The organism is Miniimonas sp. S16, assembly GCF_057748195.1.
This window is the reverse complement of sequence record NZ_CM173242.1, coordinates 1,699,213-1,710,649: the sequence shown is the minus strand read 5'-3', so window position 1 is coordinate 1,710,649 and position 11,437 is coordinate 1,699,213. Positions and strand designations below refer to the sequence as shown.

Here is an 11,437-nt window from a genome sequence, read left to right as displayed (position 1 = left end):
GCGCAGCACGCCCGCGCGGAGCCCGACGGCGAGCGCTCAGTCGTCCTGCACCGCGCCGCCGAGCAGCTGCGGTCCCGGCAGCGCGGTCGGCCCGCCCTCGGTGGGCGGCACGCCGGTGCGGCCCGACGGCGAGCGCTCGCCCGCCTCGACGGCCCACGGCAGCGCGTTGCCCTCGATCGGGCGCGGGCAGGTGCCGAAGTCGGTGAACGCGTAGGGGAAGTTGACGGTGCGGTTGAGGTCGACCTCGCCCTCGCCGTCGGCGGGGTCGCCGAGCACGGCGACGGCGCGCCAGGCCGAGGAGGTGACGCCCGACGTCGCGTCCGTGAACGCGACCGACCACGACGACGGCGAGCCGGTCGCCACGAGACGGACCTCCTCGCCGTCGCGCTCGAGGACGACCTCGCCGACGGCGTTCGCGCGCTGCGTGAGGCCCGGCGCGGCCGCGCCGACGACGACCGAGCGGGGCGCGGCGTACGGCTCGAGCCGGGCCGTGAGGCGCCAGGCGGGGTCGTAGTCCCAGGTCGGCACGCCGTCGAAGGACGTGCGGGCGGGCGCCTGCGGGTCGCGCAGCCGCAGCGCGTAGTAGCCGCCGCGGCGTAGCACCTCGATGCGGACCTCGGTCTCGTCGTCGTCGGCGCTAGCAGCGTCGTCGGCGGCGTCACCAGCGCCGGACCGGAACGCCGCGAACGGCACGGCGCCGGCCTCGCCGACGGCGACGGAGGCCTCGCCGTCGAGCACGCCGGTCGCGCGGCCCAGTGAGGCGGCATCGGCAGCGCCGGACGCAGCGTCACTCGACCCGAGGAGGCGCAGCCCGTCCGCGGTGCGCGCGGCGACGTGCGCACCGCCGTCAGCCACCCACCACGACCCCGGGACGCCGGGCACCGCGGCGGGCTCGTCGCCGAGCCAGACGAAGCCGACCACGCTGAGCCAGTCGTGCGGGCGGGCGAGGTCGGCCTCGCGGCGTGCGCGAAAGGCGAGCCAGTCCTGGACGTCGACGTCGGCTGAGACGACGCCGGGTGCGCGGGTGTCGATGGACAGCGGGGGACTCCTCGGTTCAGGTGAGAGCGAGCTGACGTGACGGGATGCGAAGCAGTGGCGAGCCGGGTGGGGCCGGTGGCTCGACCGGTTCCGCGGACGGTAAGCACGCCCGACGCCGCGTCACGCCGGAGCCCGCGACGTCTCGCCATCCGGACCGTCCGTCCCACCGCGAGCCCGGCGCTACAGCGGCCTCCGAGTGCCCCGTCTCAGCCCCTGAGACGCGCCGAGGCCGCCCGAGCCGCCTTCCGGCAGGTGGTTAGCGTCCCGGACCAGCACAGCCCCCCGAACCAGCACCGCCCGAACAGCCCAGCCCCGCTCTCACCCACGACCGCCCCCGGTCCCCCACTGCCAGGAGGTGCCCCATGGCGCACCAGCCCCTCGTCGTGGCCGTCGAGCTCGACGGCTTCGGCGCCCACCCCGCCGCGTGGCGGGCGAGCACCGAGCGTCCCCACGCCGTGCTCGACCCCGCCGCCCTGCGTCGCACCGTGCTCGCCGCCGAGAACGCCGGCTTCGCCTTCGCGACGTTCGACGACGCCCTCACCACGACCGACGCGACCGCGCACCCCGCCGAGGTCGCCGCGCGGCTCGACGCGATCGTCCGCGCGTCCTTCGCCGGCCCGCTCACGACCCGGCTCGGCCTCGCCCCGCGCGTCCAGCCGCGCAGCGTCGAGCCCTTCCACCTCGCCGCGCAGCTCGCGTCGCTCGACATCGCCACGCTGGGCCGCGCGGGCTGGGTCGTGGGCGACGACGACCAGCCGGGCCTCGCCGACGCAATCGACCGCGTGGTCCCCGAGACGCCCGAGGCCCGCCGGCAGGAGGTGCGCGACGTCGTCACGACCGTCCGCCGGCTGTGGGACTCGTGGGAGGACGACGCCGTCATCAAGGACGTCACCACCGGCCGCTACATCGACGCCGACCGGGTGCACAACGTCGAGGTCACCACCGCGACGTTCTCGGTGCACGGTGCGAGCATCACGCCGCGTCCGCCGCAGGGCCACCCCGTCGTCATCGCGCCGGAGGACGTGCTCGACCCGTCGCTCGCCGACGTCACGCTCGTCGCCGGGCCCGACGCCGAGGAGGTCGCCTTCCGCGCCGAGCGCGCCCGCCGCCAGGGCGCGACGCGCGTCCTGGCCGAGATCGCCGTCGTGCTCGACGACGACACCGCCCCGGGCGCAGGCGGTCAGGGGAACCGCGGCTCGGCCGCCCAGCGCCTCGCGGCGCTCGACGCGCACGTGCCGTGGCAGCCGGACGCACTCCGGTTCGTCGGCTCGAGCTTCGGGCTGGTGGCGCTGCTCGAGCAGCTCGCCCCCGCGGTCGACGGTGTGCGGCTGCACCCCGCGGTGCTCACCTCCGACCTGCGCGTGCTCACCCGGCAGGTGCTCCCGCGCCTGCACGCCACGCGGCTCGCGCGCGCCCCCCGTCTCGGCCAGAGCCTGCGCGACGTGCTCGGCCTCGACCGCCCCGAGAACGTGTTCTCCCGGAAGGACGTCGCATGACCACCGCCAACCCCGCCCACGCGGCAGCCACCGCGGGCGCCGCCCCGGCGCCGATCACCCGCCCCGACGCCCAGGTGCACTTCGGCGTCTTCTTCCAGGGCGTCAACCACCACACCGTGTGGTCGGACCCGCGCTCGGGCTCGCAGACCGACTTCGCCTCGTTCGTGCACGTCGCTCGGACCGCCGAGCGCGGCCTCTTCGACGCGTTCTTCCTCGGCGAGGGCCTGCGCCTGCGGGAGAGCCACGGGCGCCTGCACGACCTCGACGTCGTGGGCCGGCCCGACGCGATCACCCAGCTCTCGGCGCTCGCCGCGCTGACGAGCCGGATCGGCCTCGTCGCGACGCAGAACACCACGTACAACGACCCGGCCGATCTCGCGCGCCGGCTCGCGAGCCTCGACGTGCTCTCCGGCGGTCGCGCCGCCTGGAACGTCGTGACCACCGACAACGCGTGGACCGGGGCGAACTTCCGCCGCGGCGGCTACCTCGACCACGAGGACCGGTACGTGCGGGCCGAGGAGATCGTGCGCGCCGCGCAGGCGATCTGGGACTCCTTCGCCGACGACGCCGTGGCCACCTCGCGGGATGCGGCCAGCTGGGCGCAGCCCGGCTCGGTCTCGCCGGTGGCGCGCGAGGGCCGCACGCTGCGCGCGCACGTCACCCCGACCGTGCCGCGCAGCCCGCAGGGCCATCCGGTGCTCTTCCAGGCCGGCGACTCCCCGGCCGGGCGCACCTTCGCCGCGAACAACGTCGACGTGATCTTCTCGGCGCACGGCTCCGACCTCGACGACGCCCTCGCGTTCGCCCGCGACGTGCGCCGCCGCGTGGTGGCCGCCGGCCGGCCAGCCGACGACGTGAAGATCTTCCCCGGCACGTCCTTCGTCCTCGCCGACACCGAGGCCGAGGCGCGCGAGAAGCAGCGCTGGCTCGTGCGCGAGCAGGTCACGCCCGCCACGTCGCTCTCGCTCATCGGGCAGATCTGGGGCGAGGACCTGTCCCACCTCGACCCCGACGGCCCGCTGCCCGACCACGACCCGGTCGCGCGACCGATCGACGGCACGCGCGGTGCGGCCCGCCAGGGCGCGGACCCGACGGCGATCGCGCGCGCCCTGCGCACGCGCGCCGAGCAGGAGGGCCTGTCGATCCGCGAGGTCGTCATCGCCACGGACCGCGGCCACAACGGCTTCGTCGGCACGCCGGACTCCGTGGCCGAGCGGCTCATCCGGTTCGTCCGGACCGGCGCGGCCGACGGCTTCAACATCTCGCCCTGGCTCGTGCCCGACGGCCTCGACGACATCGTCGACCGGCTCGTCCCGGCCCTGCAGGAGCGCGGCGCCTACCGCACCGCGTACGAGGGCACCACGCTGCGCGAGCACCTCGGCCTGCGCGCACCGCTCACCCGCCGGCAGGCGAACGGCACCGAGCGCACGGCGGTCGGCGCATGAGCGTCGTCGTCCTCTCGGGCAACCCCCGCCCGGGCTCGCGGACCAGCGCGACGGCGCTCGCCGTCGCCCGTGCGGTGGTCGGCGCGGGCGCGGCCGACGGCGCCGACGCGTCGATCGAGACGGTCGAGCTGGCCGACATCGCCGGCGAGGTGCTCGTCGGCGGCGCCGGCCTGGAGGCCGCGCGCGACACGGTGCGCGCCGCGCGCCTGCTCGTCGTCGCGACGCCCGTGTACAAGGGCGCCTACACCGGCCTGCTCAAGGCGTTCCTCGACACCTACGACGGCGGAGAGCTCGCCTCGGTGACGGCGCTCGCCGTGGTCGTGGCCGGCCAGCCCGGGCACCTGCACGCGGGGGAGACCCACCTGCGCCCGGTGCTGCTCGAGCTCGGGGCACAGGTCCCGGCGCCGACGTTCGCGATCGCGCAGGGGCGGCTCGGCGACCTCGACGAGCTGCTGCCCGGGTGGGTGGCGCGGTACGGCCACCTGCTCGCACCCGCCGCGGTGCCCGCATGAGTGCGCAGCCCGTGAGCGCGCTGCGGCCGGACGGCGCACGCGGTGAGGGCGACGGGGTCGTGCGGGACCAGGCCCTGTTCCGCGAGGTCTTCCGGCGCCACCCCGCGGGCGTGGCGGTCGTGACCCTGCTGGACCCGGTGTTCGGCCGGCCGGTCGGGTTCACCGCGACGTCGGTCATCTCGGTCTCGGCCGACCCGCCGACGCTCGCGTTCTCGATCTCGCGCGGCTCGTCGTCGTGGCCCGCGCTGAGCCAGGCCGACGGCATCGTCGTGAACTTCCTGCCGTCGGGCCACACCGCGCTGTCGCAGCGCTTCGCCACGCACGGCATCGACCGGTTCGAGGGCGTCGCGTGGCGTCCGCTCGACTCGGGCGAGCCCGTGCTCGCCGGCACCACCTGGGTGCACGCACGCGTCGCGGACCGGCACCCGACGGCGGACTCGGCGCTCGTCGTCGCGCGCGTCGTGCAGGGGGCCGTGGGCGACGAGACGCCGCTGGTGTTCTTCGACCGCGGCTACCACGGCCTGTTCGCGCTGCCTCCGCTGAGCGAGGGGATCTCATGACCGACCTGACGCGCGAGCAGCCCGGCCGGGCCGTCCGGCACGTGCCGCTGTCCGTGCTCGAGCTCGCTCCGGTCAGCGAGGGCACCGGACCCGGTGAGGCGCTGGCGGCGGCGCTCGACGTCGTCGCGACCGTCGAGGCCGAGGGCTACGAGCGGATCTGGTTCGCCGAGCACCACACCACGCCGGGCGTCGTCTCGACGTCGCCCGCCGTGCTCGCGGCCGTCGCCGCCGAGCGCACGCGACGCATCCGCGTCGGCTCCGGCGCGGTGCTGCTCGCGCACACGCCGCCCGCGGTCGCCGTCGAGCAGTTCGCGACGATCGCGCGCCTGCACCCGGGCCGGGTCGACCTCGGCCTGGGTCGCGCCGGCATCCCCAGCGGGGGTGCCGCGCCCGGGAGCCGCGACGCCCGCGCCGGTGCGCCGGCGCCCGCGGCGCAGCCCGCGGCCCCCGCCGCACCGGCGCCCCCCGCGCAGGACCGCTGGGTCGAGGGCCTGCTCGTGCCGCCCCCGCCGCCGTTCTCCCTCACCGACCCCGGGATCCGCGAGCGGTTCGCCGCGCGCGCCGACGTCGTGGGCCGCCGCGCCGAGATCGGCGACTACCGCGACGAGCTCGCGGTGGCGCTGGACCTGCTCGGCGCCGGACGGCCGGCCCGCACCGGCGAGCGCGTCGTGAGCGGCGTCGCGGGCGGCGCGGACGTGCAGGTCTGGGCGCTCGCGAGCAGCCCCGGCGAGAGCGCCCGGGTGGCCGGCGAGCTCGGCCTCCCGCTCGCCGCGAACTACCACGTGAGCCCCTCCAGCGTGCTCGAGACGGTCGCCGCCTACCGCGACGCGTTCCGACCCGGCGTGCTGCCCGCGCCCTACGTCCTCGTGTCGGTCGACGTGCTCGCCGCCGCGACGGCGGAGCGGGCCGAGGCCCTCGGCCGCGGGTTCGACGCGTGGGTGCTCGCGATCCGGTCGGAGTCCGGCTCGATCCCCTACCCGCACCCCGACGCGCCCGAGCGCTCGTGGACGACGGCGGAGCGCGCCCTGGTCGCGGACCGCGTGCGCACGCGGTTCGTCGGCACGGGCGAGGTGGTGGCCGACGGCCTCGAGGCGCTCGTGCGTGCCACCGGCGCCGACGAGCTGCTGCTCACGACGATCGCCCACGACGTCGAGGCGCGCACCGAGTCCTTCCGCCTCGTCGCGCAGGCGTGGGCTCGCCGTCGGGCGCTGGACGTTGAGGGCGATGGCGACGAGACCGCCGGCGGCGCACAACACGACGAGCGCGCCGCCGACCGCGCGGACGCCCTGGTCCCGTGACGGCGACGACGGCGGCCAGCGCGACCGGCTCCGCCCCCTCGCGCGCGTACCTCGACCTCCTCGAGGCGACCACGCGTCGTCGGGCGCTCGCGTTCGAGCCGCTCACGTCGCCGCACACGGGCGCTCCCGAGGCGGCAGCGGCGGACGTGCGCCGCGCAGCGGCCGAGGGGCGGGACGACGTCGCGACCCTGGCGGGCGTGGTGCACGACCTCGCCGAGGTCGCGTTCGAGGAGCACGCCTCGGTCGCCGCGATCGCCGACCTGCTCACGCGGCACGGCATCGAGGTCGAGACCGGCACGCACAGCCTCGCGACGTCGCTGAGCGCCCGCGTCGGGCTCGCGCCGGGCGACGGCGGCACGGGCACGATCGCGATCGTCGCGGAGTACGACGCGCTGCCCGGCATCGGGCACGCGTGCGGCCACCACCTCATCGCCGCCTCGGCGACCGGCGCGTTCCTCGCGCTCGCGGCGCAGGCGCGCGACCTGCCGGGCGAGGTCGTGCTGCTCGGGACGCCCGCCGAGGAGGGCGGCTCGGGCAAGGAGCTGCTCTGGCGCGAGGGCTTCTTCGACGGCGTGGACGCGGCGGTCATGCTGCACCCGTTCTCCTACGACGTGGTGGACCACCCGTTCCTCGGGCGGCGCCAGCTCGTGGTGACCTACCGCGGCGTGGCCGCGCACGCGTCCGCGCAGCCGTTCATGGGCCGCAACGCGCTCGACGCCGCCGCGCTGAACTACCAGGCCGTCGGCCTGCTGCGCCAGCACCTGCCGCCGAGCGACCGCGTGCACGGCGTGGTCCGCGAGGGCGGCGACCGGCCGTCGATCGTGCCGGAGCTCGCGCGCCTGGAGTACTACGTGCGCTCGGCGCACCCGGAGACCTTGCGGGACCTGTCCCGGCGGCTCGAGGACGTCGCGGTGGGCCTCGCGCTCACGGCGCTGGACTGGCTGCACGACGGCGAGCTGCGCGCCGCGGCCGTCGCCGACTTCGAGGCGGCGGGCGGCGTGGTCGACGTCGAGGGGTACTTCGCGTGAGCGCCGCGCCGTCCGACGCGCAGCCCGTGGTGCACGCGATCCACGAGAACCCCGACTGGTTCGGGCCCTTCGCCGACGCGTTCCGCGAGCGCGGCATCCCCTACCGCGAGTGGCTGCTGACCGACGGCGGCGCCGTCGACCTCGACGAGCCGCCACCGCCCGGCGTGTACTGGTCGCGGTTCTCGGCGTCCTCGCACACCCGCGGGCACGCGCTCGCCAAGGAGCACACCCGCGCGGTCCTCGCGTGGGCCGCGGCCGCCGGCCGCCGCGTGGTCAACGGGCGCAGCGCGCTCGAGGCCGAGGTGAGCAAGGTGGTGCAGCTCGCCACCCTGCGCCGGCACGGCCTGGACGTCCCGCGCACGACGGCGGTCGTCGGCACCGCGGACCTCCTCGCCGCAGCACGTGGGCTCGTCGCGCGGACCGGGGGACCGTTCCTCACCAAGCACAACCAGGGTGGCAAGGGGCTCGGCGTCGCGCGGTTCGACGACGTGGACGCGTTCGCCGCGGCGATCGCGGCGGGCGACGTGCCCACTCCCGTGGACGGCGTGACGCTGCTGCAGGAGTACGTCCCGCCGGCCGACGGCACGATCACGCGCGTGGAGCTCGTGGCCGGCGAGCTCGTGTACGCCATCCGCGCCGACACGGTGCACGGCGGCTTCCAGCTCTGCCCCGCGGACGCGTGCGCGCTCGACCCCGTCACGGGGGCACCGCTGCTGCCGCCGGGGGCGCAGCTGCCGCCCGTGCCGGGGCAGTCGCTGTTCTCCCTCGACGCGGAGTTCGGCACCCGGCCGGGCGAGGACGCGCTGCTGGCGGGGTACCGCGCCGTGCTGGCCGAGCTCGGCGTCGAGATCGCGGGCGTCGAGCATCTGCGCGCCGCCGACGGTCGGGTGCTCACCTACGACATCAACACGAACACCAACTACAACGCCGACGTCGAGGCCGTGGCGCCGCGGTCGGGTCCCGGCGCCATCGCCGACCACCTCGGGGCGCTGCTGCGCGCCGAGGCGGTGAGCTCCGCCGTCGGGCACGCGGGCGTCGCACCGCCTGCGGGGCGCTGACCACGCGGCCTGTCTCCGTCCCTCGCTCTGTCTGTCCCTGCTCTGTCTGCTCCTGTGCTTCTCGTCCCCTGAAAGGCGGCCCGCCGTGCGGTTCCAGGTCCTCGACATCGTGTTCAACCCGCCCAACCCCGTGACCGGCCAGACGGTGCCGGCGGACGTGCGGCTGCAGCGCGTGGTGGAGCACGCGGTGCTCGCCGAGGAGCTGGGGCTGGACGCGTTCTCGGTGGGGGAGCGGCACGCCGGGCCGGTGCTGTCGTCCGCGCCGACCGTGATCCTCGGCGCGATCGCGCAGGCCACTCACCGGATCCTGCTCAACACGGGCGTCACCGTGCTGTCGCTGCTCGACCCGGTGCGTGCCGCCGAGGACCTCGCGACCGTGGACCAGCTCAGCCGCGGGCGGCTGGAGATCACGATCGGCAAGGGCAACGAGGTCGCGCAGTACCCGCTGCTCGGCAAGGACATCGCGCTGCAGTACGACTACCTCACCGAGAACTACGAGCTGCTGCGACGGCTGTTGGCCGAGGAGGACGTCACCTGGTCGGGCCGATTCCGGGCCGCGCTCGACGGCGTGACCACCCTGCCGCGCCCGTTCGACGGCCCGTTCCGGATCTGGCACGGCACCGCGACGTCCTCGACGGCGGTCGAGCTCGCCGCGCGCTGGGGCGATCCCGTCTTCACCGCCAACGCGCTGCAGCCGCGCGAGAACTACCTGCGCCACCTCGTGCACTACCGCGAGGAGTACGCGGCCGCGGGGCACGACCCGGCGCTCGCGTACGTCGGGTCGGGCTCGGGCGGGCTGTTCCTCGCAGGCACCACGGAGGAGGCCGTCGAGCAGTACCGGCCGCTCTACGAGGGCCAGGTCGCGCAGTCCGACGCCCGCGGGCACCGCGACGTGCTCGGCGTCGGGACGTCGTTCCGCACGCTCGCCGAGGCCGTCGAGCGGGGGCCGGTGCTCGTGGGCTCGTCCGAACGCGTCGCGGAGAAGATCCTCGACTACCACGGCACGTTCGGCCACGACATCCAGTCGGTCTCGATCAGCCCGGCGCTCCCGGCCACGCAGCAGGAGGACGTGCTGCGGCAGTTCGCCGAGGAGGTCGTGCCGCTCGTCCGGCGCGAGGTGAGCACCACGCTGTGGGGGCCGCAGGATCCGCTGCGGCCGGCGTTCCTGCGCCGCGCGGACGCGCTCGTCTCGGCCTGAGGTCAGGTTTCGCGGGGCTCACCGCGCTCGCGTTCGCGCTGCGCCGACGCGCTGACGGTGGCGACGGCCTCGACGACGGCGCGGTGCAGGGTGCGCGAGGCGAGCACCTTGAAGTGGCCGTCGATCGGCAGCTCGACGTTGGTCGCGCCGACGAGGACGCTGCCGTCCGGGACGTGCGGGTCGAAGCGCGCGTAGATCGAGTGGATGCGGTCGTGGGTGTCGACGGTGCGGCCGAGCGCGACGATGTCCGCGTCGACCGGGGAGAGCGCGCGCACGGCGCGGGCCGGGAACCAGCGCGCGAGGCGCGAGCCTCCGAACGGCGTGTTCACGGCGACGAGCCCGGCGACGCGGCCGGTCGACCACGCGGCCGCCAGGACGCTCTTGCCGATGAGGCCGCCCTTGCTGTGCGCGACGAGGACGGCGTCGCGCAGGTCGAGCGCGCGCAGGCGGGCCTCGACGGTGGTGACCGACTGCGGCAGCGTCGCGCCGTTGTAGCCGAGGCCGGGCACGGTGTGGACGGGATGGCCGGCGTCGTGCAGCGCGCGCGCCAGCGGCGCCATGACCTCCCACGTCTCGTAGATGCCGGGGAGCAGGAGGACGGGTGCGGCGCGGCCCGTGATGAGCGTGGAGGCGCGGTCGCCGGGTCGCAGGGCGGCCGTCTGGGCCAGTCCGATCCAGGAGTAGTCCGCGGCCCACGCGGCGCCCTTGTGCACGACCGAACCGAGGTCGCCGGCGCCCGGGATCCGGGGGAGCCGCGGCCGTCTCATGCGTCGCTGCCGTGCGGGACGCGGGTGCTGGCGCCGGAGTCCCGGGCGCTGGAGTCCTGGGCGCGCGAGTCCCGGGCGTCTGGCGCGCCCGGCGCGTGTGGTTCCCCCTGCGCGAGGTGGGTGTCCGCCGAGGCGGGCTGCTCGCCGTCGGGCGCCTCGCCGTCGGGCGCTTGCTCGGTGCGCTCACCGCGCGCCGGCCGCGCCGCGTGCTCGGCGATGAGGTCGGCGACCTCGCGGCCGTGCTCGTAGATGACGGCGTGGGAGGCGCCGGGGATCTCGGCCGACCAGGCGTCCGGAGCTCGGTCGACGAGCATGGCGGTCCACTCGCGCGGCGCGACCCGGTCGTACTCGCCGCGGACGACGAGGAGGGGGGTGTCGACGTCGGCGATGCGCTGCTCCACGGGGAACCGCAGCATCCCCGGCAGCACCTGGCGGAACCAGCGCACCGTGGTGCGGCGGTAGCCGGCCAGCGCCATCGCGCGCGTGCCGCGCGACTCCCGCACCGAGCTCTGCGCCAGGCGCACCACCTGCTGACCCACCGACCGCTCCTGCGCGTTGACGGGCGGCCCGATGAGGACGCCGTGCGTCGCGACGCCCGGGTCGCGCGCGAGCACCTCGGTGACGATCTGCGAGCCCATCGAGTGGCCCACGAGCACCACGTTCTCGAGTCGCTGCCGCCGCAGCCACCGGTCGACGAGCGCCGCGAACTCCTCGATCCCGGCCGCCTCGCGCGGCGGCGGGACCGCCGCGAAGCCCGGCAGGTCCAGCAGGTGCACCGTGCCGACCTGCGCGAGCGCGAGGGCGACGCGTCCGTAGTACGCCGAGCTCACCCCGAGGCCGTGCAGCAGCACGAGGTTGCGCGGCGCGTCCTGCGGCCCGGGTCCGCCCGCGGACTGCGCGAGCGACATGCGCCAGGCGCGTAGGCAGAGGTCGTCGAACCGGTAGCGGTCGACCCGCAGCTCGAGGCCGTCGGGCAGGTCCGGGTCCACGATCCGGCGGCCGTAGCGGCGGGGCCGCCTGCGGGAACGCTGGGCCAC

Annotated in this window: 11 protein-coding genes; 8 read left to right on the top strand and 3 right to left on the bottom strand. The window is 76.2% G+C overall.

The annotated features are described in order from the left end of the window. Positions 1 to 36 precede the first annotated feature (36 nt). The gene (locus AC3AQ1_RS07375) at positions 37 to 921 is read right to left on the bottom strand and encodes a DUF1684 domain-containing protein (RefSeq protein WP_108718460.1); all 885 of its coding nucleotides are present in this window, start codon (positions 919 to 921) and stop codon (positions 37 to 39) included. Positions 922 to 1,400: 479 nt separating this feature from the next. Here AC3AQ1_RS07375 and AC3AQ1_RS07370 point away from each other — a divergent pair, with 479 nt between their 5' ends. From AC3AQ1_RS07370 to AC3AQ1_RS07335, 8 genes are all read left to right on the top strand, one after another. Beyond that, positions 1,401 to 2,534, top strand: coding sequence for an LLM class flavin-dependent oxidoreductase (locus AC3AQ1_RS07370; RefSeq protein ID WP_108718459.1), 1,134 nt, complete (start codon positions 1,401 to 1,403; stop codon positions 2,532 to 2,534). Continuing rightward, complete coding sequence (locus AC3AQ1_RS07365) at positions 2,531 to 3,979, top strand: NtaA/DmoA family FMN-dependent monooxygenase (RefSeq protein WP_108718458.1); 1,449 nt, start codon at positions 2,531 to 2,533, stop codon at positions 3,977 to 3,979. Before AC3AQ1_RS07370 ends, AC3AQ1_RS07365 begins: the two co-directional genes overlap by 4 nt. After that, on the top strand, positions 3,976 to 4,491 hold the full coding sequence (locus tag AC3AQ1_RS07360) for an NADPH-dependent FMN reductase (RefSeq protein WP_108718457.1): 516 nt from the start codon (positions 3,976 to 3,978) through the stop codon (positions 4,489 to 4,491). The genes AC3AQ1_RS07365 and AC3AQ1_RS07360 overlap by 4 nt, the downstream gene beginning before the upstream one ends. Continuing rightward, a complete protein-coding gene (locus AC3AQ1_RS07355; protein WP_108718456.1) occupies positions 4,488 to 5,051 on the top strand; it encodes a flavin reductase family protein in 564 nt (187 codons plus the stop codon). Before AC3AQ1_RS07360 ends, AC3AQ1_RS07355 begins: the two co-directional genes overlap by 4 nt. Next, on the top strand, positions 5,048 to 6,349 hold the full coding sequence (locus AC3AQ1_RS07350) for an LLM class flavin-dependent oxidoreductase (RefSeq protein WP_108718455.1): 1,302 nt from the start codon (positions 5,048 to 5,050) through the stop codon (positions 6,347 to 6,349). The genes AC3AQ1_RS07355 and AC3AQ1_RS07350 overlap by 4 nt, the downstream gene beginning before the upstream one ends. Continuing rightward, the gene (locus AC3AQ1_RS07345) at positions 6,346 to 7,377 is read left to right on the top strand and encodes an amidohydrolase (protein ID WP_108718454.1); all 1,032 of its coding nucleotides are present in this window, start codon (positions 6,346 to 6,348) and stop codon (positions 7,375 to 7,377) included. The genes AC3AQ1_RS07350 and AC3AQ1_RS07345 overlap by 4 nt, the downstream gene beginning before the upstream one ends. Next, the gene (locus AC3AQ1_RS07340) at positions 7,374 to 8,435 is read left to right on the top strand and encodes an ATP-grasp domain-containing protein (protein ID WP_108718453.1); all 1,062 of its coding nucleotides are present in this window, start codon (positions 7,374 to 7,376) and stop codon (positions 8,433 to 8,435) included. The genes AC3AQ1_RS07345 and AC3AQ1_RS07340 overlap by 4 nt, the downstream gene beginning before the upstream one ends. Positions 8,436 to 8,520: 85 nt before the next feature. Continuing rightward, the gene (locus AC3AQ1_RS07335; RefSeq protein ID WP_108718452.1) at positions 8,521 to 9,633 is read left to right on the top strand and encodes an LLM class flavin-dependent oxidoreductase; all 1,113 of its coding nucleotides are present in this window, start codon (positions 8,521 to 8,523) and stop codon (positions 9,631 to 9,633) included. A gap of 2 nt (positions 9,634 to 9,635) precedes the next feature. Here AC3AQ1_RS07335 and AC3AQ1_RS07330 read toward each other — a convergent pair whose 3' ends face one another. Together AC3AQ1_RS07330 and AC3AQ1_RS07325 are read right to left on the bottom strand one after the other, a co-directional pair. Continuing rightward, positions 9,636 to 10,400 carry an esterase/lipase family protein gene (locus AC3AQ1_RS07330; protein WP_108718451.1) on the bottom strand — a complete coding sequence of 255 codons (765 nt, stop codon included), beginning with the start codon at positions 10,398 to 10,400 and terminating at the stop codon, positions 9,636 to 9,638. Then, positions 10,397 to 11,437: an alpha/beta fold hydrolase gene (locus AC3AQ1_RS07325; RefSeq protein WP_159096432.1), complete on the bottom strand. Its 1,041-nt coding sequence runs from the start codon at positions 11,435 to 11,437 to the stop codon at positions 10,397 to 10,399. The genes AC3AQ1_RS07330 and AC3AQ1_RS07325 overlap by 4 nt, the downstream gene beginning before the upstream one ends.

Bases quoted from the DNA above. Each gene is read 5' to 3' on its own strand.
- AC3AQ1_RS07365 (WP_108718458.1), top strand. From the start codon at position 2,531: ATGACCACCGCCAACCCCGCCCACGCGGCAGCCACCGCGGGCGCCGCC.
- AC3AQ1_RS07350 (WP_108718455.1), top strand. From the start codon at position 5,048: ATGACCGACCTGACGCGCGAGCAGCCCGGCCGGGCCGTCCGGCACGTG.
- AC3AQ1_RS07330 (WP_108718451.1), bottom strand. From the start codon at position 10,400: ATGAGACGGCCGCGGCTCCCCCGGATCCCGGGCGCCGGCGACCTCGGT.
- AC3AQ1_RS07355 (WP_108718456.1), top strand. From the start codon at position 4,488: ATGAGTGCGCAGCCCGTGAGCGCGCTGCGGCCGGACGGCGCACGCGGT.
- AC3AQ1_RS07360 (WP_108718457.1), top strand. From the start codon at position 3,976: ATGAGCGTCGTCGTCCTCTCGGGCAACCCCCGCCCGGGCTCGCGGACC.
- AC3AQ1_RS07370 (WP_108718459.1), top strand. From the start codon at position 1,401: ATGGCGCACCAGCCCCTCGTCGTGGCCGTCGAGCTCGACGGCTTCGGC.